The organism is Pseudomonas sp. NIBRBAC000502773, assembly GCF_006517195.1.
Lineage (GTDB): Bacteria > Pseudomonadota > Gammaproteobacteria > Pseudomonadales > Pseudomonadaceae > Aquipseudomonas > Aquipseudomonas marginalis.
Window position 1 is genome coordinate 5964150 of sequence record NZ_CP041189.1, and the last position, 21690, is coordinate 5985839.

20 protein-coding genes are annotated in these 21690 nt (G+C 54.9%); 14 read left to right on the top strand and 6 right to left on the bottom strand.

Annotation, left to right across the window (positions count from 1 at the left end; all coding sequences use genetic code 11):
* Positions 1 to 58: 58 nt before the first annotated feature.
* The 5 genes from NIBR502773_RS27550 to NIBR502773_RS27570 form a co-directional block, all read right to left on the bottom strand.
* Positions 59 to 1459 (bottom strand): ABC transporter ATP-binding protein, encoded by a 1401-nt coding sequence (locus NIBR502773_RS27550; protein WP_065939808.1) that lies wholly within the window; start codon positions 1457 to 1459, stop codon positions 59 to 61.
* Positions 1456 to 2307, bottom strand: coding sequence for an ABC transporter permease (locus NIBR502773_RS27555; RefSeq protein WP_032885379.1), 852 nt, complete (start codon positions 2305 to 2307; stop codon positions 1456 to 1458). The genes NIBR502773_RS27550 and NIBR502773_RS27555 overlap by 4 nt, the downstream gene beginning before the upstream one ends.
* Before the next feature lie 5 nt (positions 2308 to 2312).
* A complete protein-coding gene (locus tag NIBR502773_RS27560; RefSeq protein ID WP_141157444.1) occupies positions 2313 to 3866 on the bottom strand; it encodes a hypothetical protein in 1554 nt (517 codons plus the stop codon).
* 217 nt (positions 3867 to 4083) lie between these two features.
* On the bottom strand, positions 4084 to 4569 hold the full coding sequence (locus NIBR502773_RS27565) for a hypothetical protein (RefSeq protein WP_141157445.1): 486 nt from the start codon (positions 4567 to 4569) through the stop codon (positions 4084 to 4086).
* Positions 4526 to 5551, bottom strand: coding sequence for a nucleotidyltransferase family protein (locus NIBR502773_RS27570; RefSeq protein WP_253489328.1), 1026 nt, complete (start codon positions 5549 to 5551; stop codon positions 4526 to 4528). The genes NIBR502773_RS27565 and NIBR502773_RS27570 overlap by 44 nt, the downstream gene beginning before the upstream one ends.
* A gap of 743 nt (positions 5552 to 6294) precedes the next feature.
* Here NIBR502773_RS27570 and NIBR502773_RS27575 point away from each other — a divergent pair.
* From NIBR502773_RS27575 to cysC, 12 genes are all read left to right on the top strand, one after another.
* Entirely contained in the window at positions 6295 to 7275 is a 981-nt protein-coding gene (locus tag NIBR502773_RS27575) for an NAD-dependent 4,6-dehydratase LegB (protein WP_065939804.1), read from the top strand.
* 8 nt (positions 7276 to 7283) lie between these two features.
* The gene (locus NIBR502773_RS27580) at positions 7284 to 8435 is read left to right on the top strand and encodes a LegC family aminotransferase (RefSeq protein WP_065939803.1); all 1152 of its coding nucleotides are present in this window, start codon (positions 7284 to 7286) and stop codon (positions 8433 to 8435) included.
* Complete coding sequence (gene neuC / locus NIBR502773_RS27585; RefSeq protein ID WP_141157446.1) at positions 8432 to 9586, top strand: UDP-N-acetylglucosamine 2-epimerase; 1155 nt, start codon at positions 8432 to 8434, stop codon at positions 9584 to 9586. The genes NIBR502773_RS27580 and neuC overlap by 4 nt, the downstream gene beginning before the upstream one ends.
* A gap of 3 nt (positions 9587 to 9589) precedes the next feature.
* A complete protein-coding gene (neuB, locus tag NIBR502773_RS27590; protein ID WP_141157447.1) occupies positions 9590 to 10675 on the top strand; it encodes an N-acetylneuraminate synthase in 1086 nt (361 codons plus the stop codon).
* Positions 10672 to 11364 (top strand): acetyltransferase, encoded by a 693-nt coding sequence (locus NIBR502773_RS27595; RefSeq protein WP_141157448.1) that lies wholly within the window; start codon positions 10672 to 10674, stop codon positions 11362 to 11364. Before neuB ends, NIBR502773_RS27595 begins: the two co-directional genes overlap by 4 nt.
* Positions 11365 to 11875: 511 nt before the next feature.
* Positions 11876 to 13075 carry an N-acetyl sugar amidotransferase gene (locus NIBR502773_RS27600; RefSeq protein WP_253489372.1) on the top strand — a complete coding sequence of 400 codons (1200 nt, stop codon included), beginning with the start codon at positions 11876 to 11878 and terminating at the stop codon, positions 13073 to 13075.
* Entirely contained in the window at positions 13072 to 13833 is a 762-nt protein-coding gene (hisF, locus tag NIBR502773_RS27605; protein WP_065939798.1) for an imidazole glycerol phosphate synthase subunit HisF, read from the top strand. The genes NIBR502773_RS27600 and hisF overlap by 4 nt, the downstream gene beginning before the upstream one ends.
* Positions 13826 to 14476 carry an imidazole glycerol phosphate synthase subunit HisH gene (hisH, locus tag NIBR502773_RS27610; protein ID WP_065939797.1) on the top strand — a complete coding sequence of 217 codons (651 nt, stop codon included), beginning with the start codon at positions 13826 to 13828 and terminating at the stop codon, positions 14474 to 14476. Before hisF ends, hisH begins: the two co-directional genes overlap by 8 nt.
* Positions 14473 to 15165: a cytidylyltransferase domain-containing protein gene (locus NIBR502773_RS27615; protein WP_065939796.1), complete on the top strand. Its 693-nt coding sequence runs from the start codon at positions 14473 to 14475 to the stop codon at positions 15163 to 15165. The genes hisH and NIBR502773_RS27615 overlap by 4 nt, the downstream gene beginning before the upstream one ends.
* A gap of 215 nt (positions 15166 to 15380) precedes the next feature.
* Entirely contained in the window at positions 15381 to 16463 is a 1083-nt protein-coding gene (locus NIBR502773_RS27620; protein ID WP_141157449.1) for an acyltransferase, read from the top strand.
* Positions 16464 to 16555: 92 nt separating this feature from the next.
* A complete protein-coding gene (locus NIBR502773_RS27625) occupies positions 16556 to 17512 on the top strand; it encodes a hypothetical protein (RefSeq protein WP_141157450.1) in 957 nt (318 codons plus the stop codon).
* A gap of 118 nt (positions 17513 to 17630) precedes the next feature.
* Entirely contained in the window at positions 17631 to 18251 is a 621-nt protein-coding gene (gene cysC, locus NIBR502773_RS27630; protein ID WP_141157451.1) for an adenylyl-sulfate kinase, read from the top strand.
* A 22-nt stretch (positions 18252 to 18273) separates the two neighbouring features.
* On the opposite strand, the gene NIBR502773_RS27635 is transcribed toward cysC, so the two are convergent.
* Positions 18274 to 19155 carry an EamA family transporter gene (locus NIBR502773_RS27635; RefSeq protein WP_141157452.1) on the bottom strand — a complete coding sequence of 294 codons (882 nt, stop codon included), beginning with the start codon at positions 19153 to 19155 and terminating at the stop codon, positions 18274 to 18276.
* 103 nt (positions 19156 to 19258) lie between these two features.
* Between NIBR502773_RS27635 and NIBR502773_RS27640 the strand changes: the two genes are divergently transcribed.
* Both NIBR502773_RS27640 and NIBR502773_RS27645 read left to right on the top strand, forming a co-directional pair.
* A complete protein-coding gene (locus NIBR502773_RS27640; protein ID WP_141157453.1) occupies positions 19259 to 20041 on the top strand; it encodes a helix-turn-helix domain-containing protein in 783 nt (260 codons plus the stop codon).
* Between the two features lie 93 nt (positions 20042 to 20134).
* Complete coding sequence (locus tag NIBR502773_RS27645; protein ID WP_141157454.1) at positions 20135 to 21688, top strand: DUF726 domain-containing protein; 1554 nt, start codon at positions 20135 to 20137, stop codon at positions 21686 to 21688.
* The last annotated feature ends 2 nt before the right edge of the window (positions 21689 to 21690 follow it).

Genomic DNA, 21690 nt, shown 5'->3' on the forward strand with positions numbered 1-21690 from the left:
TTACCTCTTTCCCCCGAGAGGCGGGGGAAAGGGCGTGCTCATTGTCCGCGACCACTGACTATCGCGCCTGACGGTTTACGGGCATATCTACGTCCCAGGACAGGTGAGGCCTCACCATGCAGTTGGGCCATGCGTTGGGCCAGTTCCCACGAACCCCGGTCGCCTCACTGTCATCGGCAACGGTAAAGCTGATAACGGCTTGTTTGATGATCCGGTGGTCGATTTCAGCGCCAGGCCACAGTTCGACATCGATGCGATAGTCCCCAACATTGAGCAACGGCGACTTCACGGTGCAGCGCTCGACATATTGTCCCACGGCCCGGATTTCGCTTCCTGTGTACAGGTTGTCCATGCTCACCAGGACATAATGGCCCGCCAGGTCTTTCAGGTGAAGGTGCACATTAATCGGCCACTTCGCCTCAAGTACCGTGAACTTGACTTCGATGACAAACTCTTCCTTTACGTCAAATTCGGGGCTCGGATTGCCGTTGTGATCAAGCACCATGATCGAATCGAGCCTTACACAGTCGTCAAACATCGGCGCGCTGGCCTCAGCCCAAGTGACTGCCGGCGTCAGTTGAATGCCTGAACGTATATAAGAACGGGTGATGTCTGAAACGCTTTGTGTAGAAAGTTGCGGGTCTTCGTCGCTTTTTGGCAGTTCGATTTTGCTGTCGTTGATGATACGGCCGTGAGCCATATGTACGGCTCTATTACAGATACGGTTGACGGCATCCATATCGTGGCTGACGAACAGCAGTGTGCGTCCCTGGTCGGCTACTTGAAGCATTTTTTCGGTACAGCGTCTCTGGAACGCGGCATCACCGACCGCCAGAACTTCATCGACGATGAGAATCTCGGACTCAAGGTGCGCTGCCACGGAAAAGGCGAGGCGCACATACATGCCTGAGGAATAACGCTTCACCGGCGTGTCAATCAGTTCGCCGAGTTCTGAGAACTCGATGATTTCCTCGATACGGCGGCTGATTTCCTGAGGTTTCATGCCCATGATCGAGCCGTTCAGGTAGATGTTTTCGCGACCGCTGAGATCGCCGTGAAATCCTGTGCCGATCTCCAACAGGCTGATCAAGCGTCCACGGAAACGAAAGCCACCATGGGAGGGGGATGTGATTCTGGACAGGATTTTCAGCAGTGTACTTTTGCCGCAACCGTTGGGACCGATAATACCGACTCGATCACCTTGTTTTATCTCCAGGTCCACATCCTTCAGAGACCAGAAGTGATTGGGGGGCGCGTCTTGGGTCTGCGTGGCGTCGAGAATGGTGTGCGATTCGTGAGTGGTTTCCACCGGTTTCGCAGTTTTCGACTTTTGCATCGGGTTAATGACTCGACCGAGCATCCACCGAATACGCATATTGATCATTTCGGCAGCTGTAACGTTGGACTTGCCGATCCGATAAAGTTTGGAAACGTTCTCGCAACGAATAGCCCACGTCATAGGGTGTCTACCACATTTTTATCGAAGTGCTGGAATATAAAGACGCCAACCGAGAAGCAAGTCACTGCAATGGCAATGAGCGTAAGCAGGGTGGATTGTGCTGGCCAATGTCCGTGCATGGCATCACGGTAACCGGTAATTACCAGAGAGAGTGGGTTGACTGCATACCAGGGTTTAGCCCAAGGCGGGACAGCCGAGACCGGGTAAATGGCAGGTGTTGAGTAATAAAAAAGTTGTAATGCCAGCGGGACCAAATGTTTCACGTCTCGATACTTGGCATTTAACGGTGCGAGCATCAGACCTATGCCCAGGCCTGTCATGAGTGTGCAGGCCAGCAGCAGCGGCATGATGAGCAGCAATTGAATCGTCCAGACGTCATAGATAATGGCGAACGGCGTAATCAGTAACGTGTAGGCGATCAGGAAGTCAACGGCCGCGCCTACGGCGTAGGCGCCGCCAATGAGCAGGCGAGGGAAGTAGACCTTGGTGATCAGGCCTGCGTTGCCTTCGATCATCTGGACCGAGGGGTTAAGGACGTTCATGAAGGCGTACCAGGGTATGACCGCCACCAGGTAAAACATAATGGTGGGGAGCCCATCGGTCGGCACCTTGACCATGATGCCGAACACGATAACGAATACGCCAACGGTAATGAGTGGGGTCAGAACGACCCAGCCCAAGCCGAATATCGTTTGCGTATAACGCCCCTTCAGATCCCGCTTGCAGAATACCCACAACAGTAATCGAAAATCCCATAGGGTTCTGATCAGTCCGCGCAGGTCGAAACGGCGGGAATTGTTGACGACCGTTTCCTTGAGAGGCGGGCGGATTTTTTCTTCGGTACTCATGAGGGTCAGGTTCTGGTTAAGGGGGTGGAGAGAGGCTGAGCGCTGGTCAGTTCGTCGAACAGGTCGATAATTCTCGCCATCGATTTACCGTCATGCAGGCCCCATTCATGAGCGCATTCAATTTGATTGGCTCGGGCCTCGGCGTACGCTTCCTTGTTGTCGGTCAATTGCTCCAGGGTCGATTGGAAGACGCTGTAGCGGTTGGTCGTAACAAGGCCTTTGGCGTTATCGAAGTCGGTATAGCCGTAGTCGTAGCAGTCATAGTTGATAGCTGGAATTCCACACGCCGTGGCCCAGCGCAGAGTGGACGACACGCACGCGACAAACAGGTCGCACGCGGGAACGAGTTCGAGTGTGTCGATATCGGTCACCCGGTGATGCAGGCGATAGGGCCTGAGGACTTCACTCAACAGTTCGGGGTCGGTGACGGGGTGTGGACGAATTACCACATTGAAATCAGTAAAGCGACTGACGCTTGCGAGGGCTTTAGCCCAGGCCTTGCACAGTGCCTTGTAGTCCTGGAACTCCATTGGGATGCTGCGTGAGCCATATTGGTCGGTGGGCCAGGCACAGACGAGCAAAGGCTTTGCAGGATCCAGGCGCAGTCGTCGGAAAATACGCTCTCGGGCGGTTTGCGACTCTCTTGCGGCATGCATGACGTCGTCGTATGCGGCCCCCGTCAAGCGCAACTGTTTCTCCGGGAAGCGCATGCGGCGATAGTAACGCTCCATTTCCGGGCTTTCGACGGCGATGCAGGTCACGCTGCTGTTATTGGGGATCCAGGGGTGTTCCGGTGCAAAACCGAAGGCTTCCAGCAAGAATATGCGCTGGCCGGGCAGACGAAGGAGTTTCTTCGAGGCGTAGTAGTTGACCCAGTGCGGAAACAGAAACGCCGCCAGTTTGTTAAGGATATTCCTGTCCGCTTCGTACATCGGTTTGTCGGAAAGGCTTTCGACCATTTCCTTGGCCGTGCCTACGGCGAACGGGACGATCAGTGTTGGGACGTTATCTTTGTTGCAGATTTTCGTCAGCAGGGTATTCACCGAACCCGGGAATTCCTGGCCGAAAACCACCATTGAAGGCTTGAGGACTTTATATAACTGACGCGCGTAGTTAAACGGTTGGAAGTTTTTGCTGTTGGCTTTTTCCGTGCGCTTTTGCTTGGTGCGCGTGGCGAAGTCGTGCAGCTTGAAAAATGGACTGAGCACTGTCGTCAGAATCAGGCCGGCCCATGTGAATGCTCGACCTTTGGGATTGGCCTTTTGCACCAAGGAGTGAGGGATATAACCGTTTTCAAGCTCCTTCGCGATCTTTTCGTACTTCATCGACAATAGAGAGCGTTTCAATGGACGCCCCGGGTAGTAAGCACCGAAGCCGTTCATGCGGCAAAACGCACGGTCAGGCTTGAGGTTGATATAGCCCGCTTGTACGAAAAGGAAGCTGACGTCGTAGCCTGCCATCTTGGCAGCTACTGCGACACGGCGAAGCTCGACGAACTCCCCGGCTTCGTTTACGACAAAAAGCACATTTTTGCCAGGGAGTGGAGAGCCCAATTTCATTCCTCACCTTTTGTTGCGTGCATCGTCCTGACATCTCCGTCGCTAAGCTAATGAAGTCGTTATGTGTTGGAAAACTAGGATAGAAATTCTTTCGCAAAAAGCGCGGCTCGCAGGTCTCTGAGTGTTGCCGTCGACCGTTGCACAGTTCATGGAGCGGTCGAAACTGAGTTACTCGTGGTAACGACTCGCCCGCCACACTTTTTGGTAAGGTTGCTATCTATTTAGCATCCTTGATTGCCGCTGTGGCACGCAATTTGGCGCTCTTGGCCTTTTGGGCTGCGTCTTTCGCAACTTGTGACTGCGGGGCTGCTGCAGAAGCGGCCGATGCAAGCTGTACGTAGGCATCAAGCCTCAGCATTGCCGACTCCGGCGAGGACTTGATTTCAGAGAGCGCCTTTTCAGACGCTTGCATTGCCGCGACGGCAACGGTTTCCGGGGATTTTGCAGCCAATTGTGCAGCGCCTTCAGGCGAAGACAGTGCAAGTTCAAGCGCCTGATTTTCAAGGGTTACCGCAGGGGTCGCTTTGGCGGGGCGGCCAAGAGCCTGACCTTGTTTGTCGGACGATTGATCGCAGCCAGCAATGCTGCCAGCGGTAGCGGTCAAAATAGTCAGAAGCAAAAGCATTTTTTTCATGGAAAATTCACTGTGCTGTTTGGCGTTAGTTTGCAGGCTGCCTTTCGGTTTTTTGCGCAGACCATTCATGTTGTGCTCGTTCGAATTCTTCGATGCGACCAATGTCAAGCCAGTACTCGCGCAGAGGAAATGCCGTAGTGGCTCTTTTGGCCGCGATCAAGTCCTCGAACATTGTCGGCATGTCGTAAAAAGTGCCAGAAGGAATCTGGTCGAGCACTGAAGGCGAAATGGCGTAGATGCCCGCGTTGACATAAAAGCTGTGTATCGGTTTTTCATCAATGCCGGTAATGGTCGAGCCATCGACCTTCACTACCCCGTAGGGCACCTGAAAGTCGTACTCGCGTACTGTCATCGTGGCTTCGGCGTTGTGATCTTCATGAAACTGCAGCAAATCGTCGAAGCGTGCATGGGTCAAGAGATCGCCATTCATTACCAGAATAGGGTGATCCGGGCGTTTGGGCAGTAGCGACAACGCGCCTGCTGTGCCTAGCCGTTTGTTCTCTTCCAGATAGCGAATTCGCACACCCCATTTGCTGCCATCCCCGAAGTGATTGCGTACTACTTCGGCGAGGTAGTTGACGGAGAGGAAGAAGTTGCGAAACCCTTGCTCGATGAAACTCTCCAGAATGCACTCCAATATGGGCTTTCCGGCAATCATCAGCATCGGTTTTGGACAGTGTTCTGTCAGGGGGCGCAGCCGTTGTCCCAGGCCGCCAGCCATCAATACCACCCAGTTTGGGCGTTCAAGTATGCCCGTCAGGGCATCGAGAGTGGCTAAGCCGACGACGCGCTGTTCGTCATCCAGCAGTGGCAGATGGTGCAGAACCCCACGGCGCATAAGGTTCAATTGTTCGTTACTGGAAGATGTCGCGTGCGCAGTTTGCGGCGCATGATTCATCACCTCGGCAACAGGCGTTTCCAAGTGGACTTCCTTGAGGATTGCCCGGCGCACGTCACCGTCGCTGAGTAGTCCGACCAGTTTTTCTTCATCATCCAACACCAGCGCCATTTGCATCCCACAGGCGTCGATGCGGACAATCGCTTCGCGCAACGGAGTGTTCGGCGAGACTACGGTATCTCTCCAATCCTTCACTTTATCGACTTCCTAATCTGACTGGAGTACTTCGAAGCAGAGCTTCCCTATTTACTTCTTTATAACGCTCCGAATCTTTTGAACAGCCGAACTGTTGTGCAGCCGCAGCTGATAAACAGGGGCGCACCAAGCGTACACGAGAGGTCTGGTAAGTCAACAAAAGTGATTGATGGGCGGCTTGGGCATGTGGAGGATCAACGACTTAGACCGGTTTTTGCACCAAGAGTGGCCTGGGGATGTTTTTCGACGCTCTTTGAGCTGCTATGATCGGCGCCTATTTTGTGCAGGGATGCATTCTCACCGATTTTTTGCCAGGCGCCTCTCAGGCGGCTCGCAATTGATCCTGGCAAAGCTCCCTTGACGTAAAGTGACGGGAGCATTCCTCCCTGTTTGATTTTCAACACCTTTGGTTTCGCTGGATGGCGGGCCGTGCCATGTCGTCGTCGCTGCCCCAGGGTTACTGGTGGGCAAGCTGATGGCGCCAGCCGGGCTGTTCGGTGCAAGATATGTGCCTGCGGATGGCCTTGCCTTGTGCTTTGCCAATCAGGTTATCTATATGCAGCCTGGTGCAATGAGGGATGTGCGTCTTTTGGCGCGTATCGCAATTTTTAAAGCAGGATCCGTTTGTAGGACTCTTGCGTAACTGGATTTTTGTGTCTTGGGCTCTGGAGCTTCGGGGCAAGTACGTTAAGGGTTGAACGATGACTACAGTTTTAGTGACCGGTGCGGATGGGTTCATTGGCTCGCATTTGACCGAGCTGCTCGTGCGTGAAGGTTATAATGTCAAGGCGCTGTCTCAGTATAACTCCTTCAACTATTGGGGATGGCTTGAGGACGTCGATTGCCTGTCGCGAATCGAGGTGCTCAATGGCGATGTGCGTGACCCGCACTATTGCAAGCACATCACTAAAGGCGTTGATATCGTTTTTCACTTGGCAGCGCTGATTGCCATTCCTTATTCGTATGTCGCGCCAGACAGTTATGTGGACACCAATGTCAAAGGCACTTTGAATATTTGTCAGGCCGCCTTGGAAAACGGCGTAAAGCGCATTATCCATACATCCACCAGTGAGGTGTACGGCACTGCCCAGTATGTGCCTATCGATGAGAAGCACCCGCTTCAGGCACAATCACCGTACAGCGCTTCAAAAATTGGCGCTGATGCAATGGCTATGAGTTTTTTCAACGCATTTGATCTGCCATTGACGATTGCCCGGCCGTTTAACACCTATGGCCCTCGCCAGTCTGCTCGCGCAGTTATCCCGACGATTATCAGCCAGATCGCCGCCGGGCAGAAACAGATCAAGTTGGGTGATGTAACCCCGACTCGCGACTTCAACTATGTCGCCGATACCTGCCGTGGCTTCCTAGAGTTGGCCCGCTGCGAGCAAGCCATCGGTGAAACAGTAAACATCGGTTCGAATTTTGAAATTTCGGTAGGTGATACGCTCAATCTTATTCGCGAGTTGATGAATAGCGATGTTGAGTTCCTGACAGACGATCAGCGTCTGCGTCCCGAGAAGTCAGAAGTTTTCCGCTTGTGGTGTGATAACTCAAAGATCCACGGTCTTACCGGTTTCGAACCTGAGTATTCGATTCGCCAAGGCTTGGAAAAAACGGTTGAGTGGTTCTCCCAGCCTCAAAATCTCAGCAAATATAAAGCCAATATTTATAACGTTTGAGGCTCGAAATGTTTGATGCCCTGGTTCGGTTTGTACGCGATCAATATGGAACAAATGAGTTCATTCCGTTGCATGCCCCCGTGTTCTCCGGTAACGAGAAAAAGTATGTAGCAGATACGATCGAATCGACCTTCGTCTCCAGCGTGGGTGCCTTTGTAGATCGTTTCGAGCGGGACATGCAGGTTTACACGGGCAGTGAACGCGCAGTCGCTACCGTAAACGGTACTGCTGCGTTGCACGTAGCGCTTTTGTTGGCGGGAGTGAAGCCGGGTGACCTGGTCATTACTCAGTCCCTGACTTTTGTCGCTACATGCAATGCCATTGCCTACTGTGGCGCCCAGCCTGTTTTCGTCGATGTCGATCGCGAGACCTTGGGCCTTTCGCCGTCAGCCCTGGATGCATGGCTTGAGTCCGAAGCGTTTATCGACGCCGATGGCCTTTGCCGCTTGCGAAGTGACGACCGTGTGGTCAGGGTCTGCCTGCCAATGCATACATTTGGCCATCCCGTAGCGCTTGATGCGCTCATGGAGGTCTGTACTCGCTGGGGGCTGGCGTTGGTGGAAGATGCTGCCGAGTCTCTAGGCAGTACTTACAAAGAGCGTCATACCGGCACCTTCGGGCTGATTGGCACCCTCAGTTTCAATGGCAACAAGATCATCACCACTGGCGGTGGCGGCATGCTGCTGACCAACGAGGTACTGGGCGTTAAAGCCAAGCATCTGACGACTACTGCCAAACAGCCTCATGCCTACGAATATGTACATGACGAAGTGGGGTATAACTACCGGTTGCCGAACCTCAATGCGGCCCTGGGTTGTGCGCAGCTGGAACAGTTGGATTCGTTCCTGGTATCCAAGCGACAGCTTGCGATGAATTACAAGCATGAGTTGGCACAAACCGACTTGCAGTTTTTTACCGAGCCGGCGCATGGCAAATCCAACTACTGGTTGAACGCAGTCATTTGCAATGACAAGACGCAGCGTGACGAACTCCTGAAAGCGACCAACGACAGTGGAGTCATGACTCGCCCCATCTGGAAATTGATGAACCATTTGCCGGCTTACGAGCATTGCTTGAAGGGTGATCTCAGTAACTCGCATTGGTTGGAGGCGCGTATCGTCAACCTGCCAAGCAGCGTGCCGCCTGCGGGACGCTCATGAAACGTCGCGTCGCCGTCTTTACCGGTACTCGGGCTGAGTACGGCTTGCTGTATTGGCTGATGAAAGGCATTCAGGCCAGCGAGCTGCTTGAGCTGCAAACCATCGTCAGTTGCATGCACCTTTCTCCTGAGTTTGGAGAGACTTGGCGACAAATCGAGCTCGATGGTTTTGCCATCGGCGCCAAGGTCGAGATGCTGCTGTCTTCCAATACCGACGTCGGCGTAGCCAAATCCATGGGGTTGGGGACGCTGGGATTCGCTGATGCTCTGGATCGGTTGCGTCCGCAGATGCTGGTGGTGCTGGGGGATCGATTCGAGGCGCTGAGCATTGTTCAGGCTGCGTTGGTCATGCGCATTCCCGTGGTTCATTTGCATGGTGGGGAGCTGACGGAAGGTGCCTACGATGACGCCATTCGCCATGCAATCACGAAAATGGCTTATCTGCATTTCGTGGCGGCCGAGCCCTATCGGCAGCGTGTCATTCAGATGGGTGAAAGCCCCGAGCGGGTCTTCAATGTCGGAGCGGTGGGGCTTGATCACATCAGGCGCACGCCGCTTATGTCGGCACAGGAGTTGAGCGAGAGCCTGCAGTTTGCCGTGGATGCACCGCTCATCCTGGTCACTTACCACCCGGTCACGGCACTGGCCGAGGACCCGGTGCAGAGCTTCAGCGCCCTGTTGCTGGCCTTGGAGGAGTTCGCGGATTATCGTGTCATTCTGACCTACCCGAACGCCGACAATGGTGGTCGCGCGATCATTCCGCTGCTTGAGGATTTTGCTGCCCGTCACGCTGATCGGGTATTGGCGATCCCTTCATTGGGTTTTCGGCGTTATCTCAGTGTCGTTGCACGCTCCTCAGCGGTTGTCGGCAACTCTTCCAGTGGGATCATCGAGGTGCCGTCTCTTGGCGTGCCAACCGTCAATATTGGTATGCGTCAGGCTGGCCGGCTTTGTGCGGACTCTGTATTAGCCTGCCCGCCGGATAAAGACGCCATCGTCGCGGCGCTTGCGTTGGCACTGAGTGCGCCATTTGCCCAATCTTGCAGGGACACAACCAACCCGTACGGGCAGGGCGAAGTCGCCGAGGCTATTGTGGCCGTTCTTGAAACTTGTGGCCTATCGAGTCACAAAACATTTCATGATTTGAGTTGACGTATGAAACTACCCAAAAAAGATGCGGTGTACGTTATTGCTGAGGCCGGTGTAAACCATAATGGTGAGCGCGAGTTGGCGTTCGAACTGGTCGACATGGCCGCGAGCGCCGGAGCGGATGCGGTAAAGTTCCAGACTTTTGATGCCCGTAAATTGGCTTCCGCAAGCGCGCCCAAGGCCTTGTATCAGCAGGAAACTACCGACGCGGCTGAAAGTCAGTTAGCGATGCTGCAGAAGCTTGAGCTGCCTCGTGCCTGGCACGCCGATTTGCAACGCCATGCCAAAGCCCGTGGCATTGAATTTATTAGCACGGCTTTTGATAGCGATAGCCTGGACTTTCTCTGTTCGCTGGGTATTCCGTTCTTCAAGGTTCCTTCTGGGGAATTGACCAATGGGCCGCTGCTTTGGCAGTTTGCCAAGACCGGGAAGGCGCTCATCCTGTCGACGGGCATGGCCACGCTGAGTGAGGTCGAGCAAGGTCTGGCTATTGTTGCGCACGCACTGTGCAATGACGCCGAACCGGCACATATGGACGAGGTTTGGCGGTGCTGGAGTGATGATGAGGCAAGAGGCCGTTTGGCTGGTCATGTCACCTTGTTGCACTGTACGTCGCAATACCCTACGCCGATGGCGGAAGTAAACCTTCGGGCCATGGATACGTTGAAAGAAGCATTCGGACTTGAAGTAGGGTACTCGGACCATACGGAAGGATTATTGGTGCCTGTTGCCGCGGTTGCCCGTGGCGCGACCGTGATCGAAAAACATTTTACGTTGGATCGCTCCATGCCTGGCCCCGATCACAAGGCCTCATTGGAACCGTCGGAATTGGCTGACATGGTGAGGCAGATAAGAGCGCTGGAATTGGCTCTTGGGAAGCCGGGAAAATCCCCACAACCCAGTGAGTGGGACACTCGCAAGGCTGCTCGTCAGCAGGTAGTGGCAGCCCGCGAAATCACGTCGGGGCAGCCGTTCGCCCGCGCCGACCTCACCACCGCGCGCTCGGGCAGCGGCTTGCCTGCGACGCACTTGTGGCAGCGCGTTGGAGCGATAGCTTCTCGTAACTATCGTGCCGGCGAGATCATCGAATGACTGGGTCAGGTCGCGACGTTTCCCTGCTGCCATTTGTCATTCTCGGCGCTGGGGGGCATGCGAAAGTGTTATTGGCGCTGCTTCAGTCGATGGGGGCGGTAGTGAAGGGGGTCTGCGATCCTGGCCTGGCGCAGAGCGGTATCGAATGCTGGCGTGGCGTAAGGGTGCTGGGGGGGGATGAGGCACTTGATAGGCTGGATCCAACCCAAGTGTCATTGGTCAATGGTCTGGGACAGGTCATCGGCAGCGATCGCAGGATGCAGGTATTTCTGGAATTGACGGCCAAGGGCTTTACCTTTGCGCCGCTTGTGCATTCGGCAGCTTGGATCGACTCCACTGTGGTGCTGGAGGCGGGTGCCCAAGTCATGGCGGGGGCAGTGATTCAGCCCGACTCCGTCATAGGCGCCAACACGATAATAAATACCGGGGCCAGAATCGATCACGACTGTATAATCGCAAGCCATGTACACATTGCTCCCGCGGCAGTTCTATGCGGTGGAGTAAAAGTGGCGACTCGCGCATTTGTGGGTGCAGGTTCAACTACGCTACAAGGCCTCAGCATTGGCGAGAGTGCCATAGTGGCAGCGGGAAGTACGTTGGTCAGGGACCTGCAGGCGGGGCATTTGGTAGTGAGCTCTCCAATGCGGATCCGTGAGTCGAAATTTAAAGTTCAGTCCAAAAGATCATGAGCTCAGTTGAACGATGCCCCTTAAAAATGCGCCTGTCAGGCCCTTGGTCGCAATCCATGAAATGGGACTGCGCAAGGCTTGTGCGTCTGAGCGCGTCAATAGAGCTCAGTTTTCAGATGATGTCAGGCAGTACTGAAGGAAAAAACGTTATCCGACTGAAGCGACAAGGAATGTCGGCCTCAATGAGCGGCTGATAAACCGAATACACGTAAGCGCTGGTATCTACGTGTGGGCCCCGAGGTACTCGATGAATTCGTCTATTGGGGGGCAGAGCGATATACCAATGTTGTTCGAGCGCGTGCAGCACGCGGGGCGGTAGCGATGCAGGCCCAACGATCCGCTGTTGGCACGTACAAGTACACTGTTCAATAAATAATTTCGTGATTGGAGATTGGTTTTGAAAATTGCCCCGGGTTCATCTATAGATCTTTCAAGGTTCAGCAAGCCAAAAAGTGAACTGGAAGTTTATTACGGGTTGCCGCGCGACGTTAAGTTCTGCAAAAAATGCAACATGTCGAACCAGCAGCCGATGTCGAGTAATGAATACGCGCACAGCAATGGCTCGACCAAGACAACCTTGAGTTTCGACGAGGAGGGTGTATGTCACGCTTGCCGTTTCAACATTCTCAAGGAAGACGGCGAAATCGATTGGGATGAGCGCGAGCGTGAACTCGTCGAGTTGTGCAATCAACATCGCAAGACCGACGGCACCTATGACTGCATCGTCGGTGGTAGCGGTGGTAAGGACAGCGCGATGCAGTCTCACCTGCTGAAATACAAATACGGCATGAACCCTCTGACCGTGACCTGGTCGCCGCATCTGTATACCGATATCGGTTGGAAAAACTTCCAGCAGTGGCTGCATGTGGGTGGCTTCGATAACTATCTGTATACCCCCAATGGCAAGATTCACCGCCTGCTGACCCGCAATGCAACAATCAACCTGCTGCACCCGTTCCAGCCATTCATCCTGGGGCAGAAGACGTTCGTTGCCAAAATGGCAGCACAACTGAATATTCCGTTGATCTTCTACGGAGAAATGCCCGGCGAATATGGCGAAAAGATTTCCCATAAAACCTCCAGCTACGCGGCAGCCAACGAAGTAGCGGAAAGCGAGGGTTTTTCGCTGGATTATTTCGGTGGCAAAGACGTACGCGACGTTTATCTGGGCGGCAAGAAAATCGGCGAATACCTGGATGAAGGCGTTCCTCTGGTTGACTTGAAAAGCTACCTGCCAATGCCCGCCGAAGTGCTTGAGCGCAAGGGTATCGATTTCAAATACCTGGGTTACTACAAGAAATGGGTACCGCAGGAAGCCTACTACTACGCCGTAGAGAATACCGGCTTCGAAGCCAACCCTGTTCGCACTGAGGGGACGTACTCCAAGTACAACAGCCTCGATGACAAGGTCGACGGTTTCTTCTACTTCACCCGTTGGATCAAGTTCGGCGTAGGCCGCTCGATGATGGACTCCGCTCAGGAAATTCGTAACCACCACATCGACAAGGACGAAGCAATTGCGTTGATGCAGCGTTATGAGGGTGAATATCCATCGCGCTACGAAAAGGAATTCCTCGACTACATCAGCATGACCCGTGAAGAGTTCCTGGAAACGTGCGATCGTTTCCGCTCCCCGCACCTTTGGCATGTGGTGGATGGCGAGTGGAAACTGCGTTACACGCCCTGGAATCCTCAGGTTAACGCTGAATGAGCAACACGCGACTGATTGCCCGCCTTGATGTGAAAGGTGCCAATCTCATTAAAGGCATTCATCTTGAGGGGCTCCGCGTTGTCGGGTCCCCTAACGAACATGCCCTGCGTTACTACGAGCAGGGCATTGATGAATTGATCTATATGGATTGCGTCGCGAGTCTGTACGGGCGCAACAGCCTGAGCGAGCTGATCAAGCAGGCGGCAGAGAATGTCTTCATTCCCCTGACCGTCGGCGGAGGTGTGCGATCGGCCGACGATGTTGCTCATCTGTTGAGATGTGGCGCTGATAAGGTGGCGGTCAATACCGCTGCCGTAAGCAACCCGCAGTTGATCACCGAGATCGCTCGACGTTTTGGCAGCCAATGCATGGTTTTGTCTATTGAGGCAAAAAGCGTCTCGCCGGAACGTTGGGAGGTTTTCACCGACAATGGCCGGGAAAGCACGGGCATTGACGTCGTTGACTGGGCAAAACAGGCCGCAGCGCTGGGGGCCGGAGAAATTTTGCTGACTTCAGTCGACCGCGAAGGAACTCGCAAAGGTTTCGATCTGGCGCTTGTTCAAGCGGTGAGCGAGTCAGTCAATATTCCTGTTATAGCCAGCGGCGGCATGGGTAAAGCCCAGGATGCGGTCGAGGTGGTCAGGAAGGGCGCGGATGCGGTCGCCATGGCTGACATTCTTCACTTTAAGCGAGCATCGTTGGCTGACATCCGAACAGAAGCATCTGCTGGCGGGATCCGGGTTCGAACCTATGAGTAATGTAGTTACTGTTATCGATTATGGTGTAGGTAACCTGTTCAGCGTCCGCCGGGCGCTCGAACACTGTGGTGCGACGGTAAATCTGGTTTCCGATCCCGATGCGTTGAAAGACGCCACCAAAGTTCTATTGCCGGGTGTGGGCGCATTTTCCAATGCAATGACGATGTTGTCGGCAAACGGAATGGATCAGGCAATCAAAGAGTACGCGTCATCAGGTGCGCCACTTTTCGGTATTTGCCTGGGCATGCAGTTGTTGCTCGATTGCAGTCACGAGTTTGGCCTTATCAACGGGTTGGGATTGATCCCGGGTACGGTAGAACCCATACCTGCCGTTGATAGCAGCGGTGCTCGTCTGAAAATCCCGCATATCGGTTGGTCCAACCTGGTGTGTGCCGCAGGGCGCGAATCCTGGGACGGGACATTGCTGGCCTCGATAGAACCGCATAACAGCGCGGTCTATTTTGTGCACTCTTACATGGCTGTGCCTGACGATGGTGCTCATCGCGTTGCGGATTGCTTGTACGGCGATACTGCGGTGGCGGCTGTCATCGGGCGCGACAATGTGTGGGGCGCTCAATTCCATCCTGAAAAAAGTGGCAAGGTCGGATTGTCGATGTTGAGCGACTTTGTGGCGCTGAAATGAAAATCCTTGCAATCGTACCCGCAAGGGGCGGATCCAAGCGGCTGCCCGGAAAGAACATCAAGGTTCTGGGTGGGCGGCCGTTGATTGCATGGACAATTGAAGCTGCGCTGCAAAGTGGCGTTGTTACCGATGTGGTGATTTCCACGGACGACCTGGCTATTGCAGACGTTGCCCGCGCCTTTGGTGGCAATGTTCTCAGTATGAGGCCCGCGCATCTGGCCACTGATACTGCTGGCAGTTTTGATGTGGTGGTGCAGGTGCTGGATGAGTATGAAGCGGTTCATGGCGCGGTAGAGGCTGTCATGTTGCTTCAGCCGACGTCGCCCTTTCGTTCGGCAGAATCCATTCGGCGCGCGGTAGTGCAGTTCCAGCAAGACGTTTCCCGCTCCGTGGTCAGTGTGACTGCTGCCAGTTCCCATCCTGCTTGGTGTTTCAGGCTGGATGGGGACACGATGACGCCATTCCTCGGCTGGGAGAGCCTGTCGAGGCGGTCTCAGGATCTGGAACCGGCCTACACGCTGGACGGTTCGATTTACCTGCTGGCGCCAGACGTGCTTCGTGAGCAGAAGCGTTTTGTAGGCCCCGGTACGGTGCCGTTAGTCATGACGGACAGTCGCGAGTCGCTGGATATTGATACGCCAGAGGATTGGGATATCGCGGTACGTCTGCTGGAGCGGGCATCGACATGATGCGGACGCCCGCCTGAAACGGCCAATCTTGAACAAACCGTCATTCTCGTTTGAATGACGGTTTTTTGTTTTTTGCGCGGTGTGGTGTTCTTTGTGCGTCAGTGCCATCCGCTGATGGTTGCACGATTATATGGCGGAGACGCGTTTATCTCTGCATGTCAACTCCGTTGAAATAGAAGTTTTTTTTCGAAGAATAATGAATAAGGGATATATTCGTGACTAATAGATTATCCACCGGCCAGTCGACCATGCTCGACGCAATACGCGCGCTGGCAGCGTTTGTGGTGCTGGTGGGGCATACCTTTTCAGTGGTGGTACCTGACAGTTGGTTCGGCAATGTAATGCCATTTCAAAGCCTGGCGGTTGTTGTGTTTTTCTGGCTTTCAGGTTTTCTTATTGCCTATCAATGCCTGAGTAAAGCCAAGTACAGCTTTGGCGAATACATGATTGATCGCTTTAGCCGGATATATGTTTTATATGTTCCGGGGCTGATAATCACCTTTCTGGTTTGTATTGTTTTATTGGGCCGGGCGCCGCCAACGGCCTGGGATTCTGTCGGGCATCTTTTTCAGCTTCAGCACACGCCTTTTGCCAGGATGATAGAGGGCGTGCCGCCTATAAGGATTTATGGGGGCAACAGTGTTCTTTGGACAATCGCCATTGAGTGGTGGCTTTACGTCTTTTTCGGCATTGCCTTTTTTTGGCGATCGATGGGAAAAATTGAGAAAGCGTTTGCAATGCTGCTGGCAGTTCCAGCGACGTTCGTGGTTGGGTATTTCACCGTGTGGGAGTCGGTGGCATGGGAGTGGTTTGTGGGGGCTGCCTGCGCGACTATATTTGTTTATGCGCCCCAGATCGGTTGGCGGCAGGTTGTTATTCCCCTGATGGCTGTTGTGGCCGGGATCCTCTGGCGATTCCAGAAACTTTCGCTTGCCAGTCAAGTAAATATGTATGACTTGCAACTGTTGATCTTTTCAGGTGCAGGACTGATGCTCGTGGTACTGGCATGCAAAGATCTTCATATCCCATCGCCGCTCAAATGGGTGGCTGCGAAGGGCGCTTTTGTGTCCTATGCGCTGTACCTGACACATGAACCTATTCGCGTCCTGGTGGGGCAATATATAGATTCATCGCGCGTACCTAATGCTTGGCTGTCGGTATTTATATGCATACTGTTCGCAACCTTGCTCGCGTGGTTGCTGGAAGATAAGCACGTCAATCTACGTGTCTGGCTGAAAGGAAAGTTGATCGCCCCCAAGGATGGGGTGGCCAAGGTTCAGGCGACGAAACTGACCTAGGCTGATCGCGAAAGCCTGCCGCAACTGCAGGGCGTTGAATTTACTCATGGGGTGGCGCCGATTGTTTTCGGGGACCTCCAACAGGATATTTAATGAAGCTCATTCATATTGGCCTGCCCAAGTCAGCGTCGACCTACATACAGGCCGCGGCACAGCAACGGGGCGACGTGCAGGTGTTGCAGTGGCACAACTACGCGCAAAATATAGTTCAGGGTGCTTCGCTGGGCGCTTATCTGAGCGGGCCGGGGGAATCGACGATAGCGCCACATGTTCCACTCGCCGACACCCCTGTTTTCGTGAGCAGTGAAGAACTCTGCGGTTGGGCGCCGAGGCCGGTAACGACAGATGAAATTCAAACCTACCAAGGCCTGGTAGCGTCTGCGCTGAAACACGAGTTATCCGACGCGAAAGTATTGATTGTGACAAGAAGTCCGTTGTCGTTTTTGGACAGCTATTACAATCAGGCGGTAAAGGAAGGCGCCTCTGAAAATCCTCGCGTGTTTGCCGAGCGCTGGCATGCGATGTTGCTCGAACTTCTGAATTACACAAGGTTGTGCAGTCTGTACGCTTCACTGTTTGGTGCCTCAAATGTGCTGGTTATTCCCGTAGAGTTACTACGTGACGACCCCGATCGTTTCTACAATATGATTGAGGGGCACGCAGGCTTTACCTTGAGGCCTCGCTCTCCGCAGAGCATTCAGCACAACCGCTCTCTGACCGGCCATGAGCTGCAGGCTATGAGAGTGCTGAATCGAATGCTGAAAGTACTGTCAGCCGATCAACGGGGGAAACCCGAGCAGTTCCTGCTACCTCACTTGAACTCGATAAAGCGCAGTTTCCTATCGTATTACATTGAAAACGACCCGAACTCCAAGCGGCGAAGCCGACGGTTGCTGCACACGGCCGGAGTCAGTGTTGATAAGCGCAAGGTCTCGACGGTATTTCTTGAAAAATGGCGTGAGGCAATTGTTTGCGGTTTGAGCGGATTGGAACAGTACGCCTTTCCCCGTGAATATTTATCCACCTACCAGGCAGAAGTTGGGAGGTGATCGTCTCTTGATATACTCATGTCTGAAGTGCCCAAGACGATTGGCCATAATCGAACGGTGCTGAGTAGAATGCTCCGCACCGTCTAACTCATGCGTTGAGAGATGCTGGATCTAACTTATGAAGTCGCCTTTCAATACCCCTAACTTGACGTCTGTCAGCCATCATGTGACCCAGGCTGAGCGCGCCTATTATATGGGTGCACAAGGTGCTGTACTTTGGTTTACGGGCCTTTCTGCGTCCGGAAAGTCGAGTTTGGCGATGGCCTTGGAAGCGCATCTGTTGAGGTCCGGTTATGCGTGCTACACGCTGGACGGAGACAATGTTCGCAAAGGGCTTAACGCCAACCTCGGATTTTCAGAAGACGATAGAACAGAGAACATCCGCCGGGTCAGTGAGGTAGCCGCACTGTTCGCCGATGCAGGCATGATTTGCATCACGGCATTCATCTCCCCCTATCGTGAAGGGCGCGCTCGTGCCCGCGCCGCTGCCAGCAACACGTCTTTCCACGAAATCTATATCGCAGCAGACCTGGCAACGTGTGAGCTGCGTGACCCCAAGGGCTTGTATCGCAAGGCTCGGGCCGGGGAAATTCTCGATTTCACTGGTATAGATGCACCGTACCAGCCGCCCTTGAACCCGGACCTGGTCATTGATACGGCTAACCAGACGTTCGAGCAAAGCCTGAGTCAACTGGTTGAATATGTTGTTGAGCACATCCCAACCAGAACTGATCGCTGAACGGCGACTTTTTGCTCGAAGATTATTTTGGGTTTTTTCCCAGGCTCGGTCTGTAGCCAGGCACTAATCCCACTGCCAAGCCTGCGATGATCACCGCAATACAGATCAGGTTCGTAGTGGAGAGGTGCTCGCCGGTGATCAGCATTGAACCGGCGATTCCGAATACCGGAATCAGCAATGACAGCGGCGCCACCGTAGACACGGGATACAGCCTGAGCAACGAGTTCCAGCCCCAATAGGCAAAATGTGTGGCCAGGTAGACCTGAAAAAGGATGGATCCGGTGGCCCTCAGGTCGAGACTAGCGGTTAAGTGTTCGAATGGCGCGCCACCGTGCATCCACCAAGCCATGAGGAACAGTGGAATCGGTGGAAACAGGCTGGCCCACACCATGAACGAAAAGATCTCTTTGACGCCCGATTGCTTGATGATGACGTTGCCGATGCTCCAGGCCAGGGCACTGAGCACGATCAGCAGGACACCCAACAGCGCGTGGTCGCCGGTTTGAGTCGAGATAATCCCGAGCAGGCCGGCCAATGCGAGGACCGCGCCGGCTATCTGCGGACCTCGGATTCGCTCATTGAACAACACACAACCCCAGCCCATGGTGAAAAACACGCTGAGTTGAATGATCAATGACGCGATGCCGGGGCTCACACCCCTCTCGATTCCATAGTTGATCACGCCCCACATACCCAGCCCGAAGATAAAGCCGTAGGCGGCCACGTAGCTGAACTTGATGGCGGGCCGCTTGATGAAGAACACCAGCGGCAGGGCGGCGAGGGCAAAGCGGACGCCCGTGAGAATAAACGGGTCAACCGTGCGCAGGCCCAATTTGGTGATAGGGAAATTCAACCCCCACACCAGGGTGACGAGCACAGCTAACGCCAGGTGTTTTTTCAGCATCGAATATTCCCTTGGTCATTACACTTTTCTAATACAGTGAATATTAGGGAGTGGCTGATTGGCCCGCTTGCTATGCAAGGCCAAATCTTGACAAAATCGGGCCATGATTCCGACCTTTGATTCCGCCAGTCCAGAAGCCGTGGTAACGCTGCGCGAATACCCCAGCGGTACCGTCTTTGAGCGGCACACCCATTCACGTGGCCAGTTCGCCTATGCCTCCACCGGCGCGCTGAAAATGTTCACCGATCTCGGCAATTGGGTGGTACCGCCGCAGCGGGCGATCTGGGTGCCGGGTGGTGTGCCCCATGAAATGCAGATGCGCGGGGATGTGGTGATGCTCAATACCTATCTGGACGCCGATGCCGCTAAGCGGGCGCGGTTGCAGGAGCGCTGCCAGGTGTTTGAAGTGTCGCCCCTGCTCAGGCATTTACTGGAGGCGGCGCTGGCTATCGACTCCTCAGCATTACCCAACGTGAGGCATCACTGCGTGCTGACGCTGTTGATTGATGAAATCGCAGCCATGCCTGAGCTGCCCCTCAGCGCGCCATTGCCTGGCGAGCCACGGCTGGCACGAGCCTGTCAGCGTTTCCTGGATGCACCCACGCAAAAAATCACCCTCGACGAGATGGCTGATTGGTCGAACATGAGCCGACGCACCTTCACTCGCCATTTCTACGAGGGCACGGGGATGACGTTCGTGTCCTGGCGCCAGCAGGTGTGCCTGTTGGAGGCCACCGCACGGCTAAGCCAAGGCGCGGCCATCACCGATGTTGCGTTCGAATTGGGGTTCAGCAGTTCCAGTGCATTCACCTCCGTGTTCCGGCGCAACCTGGGAGATTCGCCGGCGCGCTACCTGGCCAGATCAAAGGCTGCGGCGCAGTTCTGATCCCTTGCCAGTGCCACGCCGGTCAGGATTCACCGTTCTACGGGCCTCCCTTTGTTATTATCGCCGTCCCTCGTCACCAGGAGTCACCGGCCCATGCAGCACCAGTGGGATGAAATGCACCGCACCCGCAAGCCCACGTTCGTATTGTGCGGCGAGCCTCAGGGCGATGTGCTCAATCTCTATGTTCACGGTTACTCGGCGTTCTTTAACCGGCAACAGCTGGGCAATTTCAAGCAACAGCTGGCGGGTATCGAGGGTTCGACCAACCTGATGCTGTTCTGGCCGGCGGGGCATTTCCTGGAAAACTTGTTTGCGCCCTTCAAGGAGGTGATCGCCGCGATGCTGGGTGGTGGCAGCATCGGTGCCGCGACCGTTGGCGTGGGCAAGGCGATTGCCTATTTTCTCGACCACTACAAAAGCGTCGAGGCGCGGGTGGACGAAGTGGCCAGGAGCTTGCTGCCGGAGCTGGCCAGCTACCTGCATGGCGAGGCGCTGGAGGTGCGGCGTATCAACCTGATCGGGCATTCCCTGGGGGCGCGGATTCTGGTCAAGAGCCTGCTGGCCAGCCCTGAAACTGCACGGGAACTGCCGTTGGACAACCTGCTGTTGATGGGCGGGGCGATCTGTACGTCCAGCCCTTGGGATGAAGTGTGTGCGCCGCTCAAGGGGCGGGTGATCAATTGCCACTCCAGCAAGGACTGGGCCCTGGCCATGAAGCCGGACACCGAGCGGTGCATCGGCCGGTATGCGATCCCGGTGATGCCGGCGCTCAAGGCCAAGGTTACCAATGTGCACCTGGCCACCTTCGATCACGCCGCTTATTGGCCGCAGTTGCAGACCGTGGTGCAGTACACCGACCTGTTGCAGGAGCGGCGCGGCCTGATCCGCGCCGACCAGCGCAGCAGCGAGGTACGCTTTGCCGAAGAGGACACCGACTTGTTGGCGGCCCTGGTGCAGGCGCGGCCGGAGGAGCTGGCGTTCCTGGCCGAATTGATGGCGCAAAAGCGCAGTGCATCGATCGACGCCACGGTGCGCGAGCCGCTCAAGCTGGCCATCGAGTTGCAGCGCATGGGCGGCGACAGCTTTATGAACCTGGCCCGCGGCCACGGCGTGAGTTATCGCCAGATTGCCGAAGAGGTGGCGCAGCGACTGGGAATCAAGTTTGCCGAGCCCGTTGAAACGGTGGCACTGGCTGACCTCGAAGCCCAGGTCGCGGAAAAACTGCTCGAGCAGTACAAGGACAAACTCAGCCACGCCGACCGCCAGGTATTCGATGCTGAACTCAAGGCGGCCGCGCAAAAGGAGCAGGGTCTGTTCAGCCGTTTCGATCTCGGCCGAACAGCCACTACGGCGTTGAGCGGCACGGCGCTGGCCGGGTTGACCGGGTTTATCCTGCGTCGTGGTGCGGTCTCCGCGATCCCGGTGGTCGGCCAGGCGTTGGCGGCGGCGATGCTGCTGGTGAGCGGGGTACGTGCGTTTTCCGGCCCGGCGTACTCGATCACCACCCTGGCCGTGCTGGTGATCGGGGTGATTCGCCAGCGCATGGAGCGTGAAGCCTTGAACCAGGAGGTGGATCTGGTGGTGCAGGTCGTGGAGGCGTTTGACCTGCCTCGGGACACGGTGATGCGCACGGTTGCGTCCGACTGATA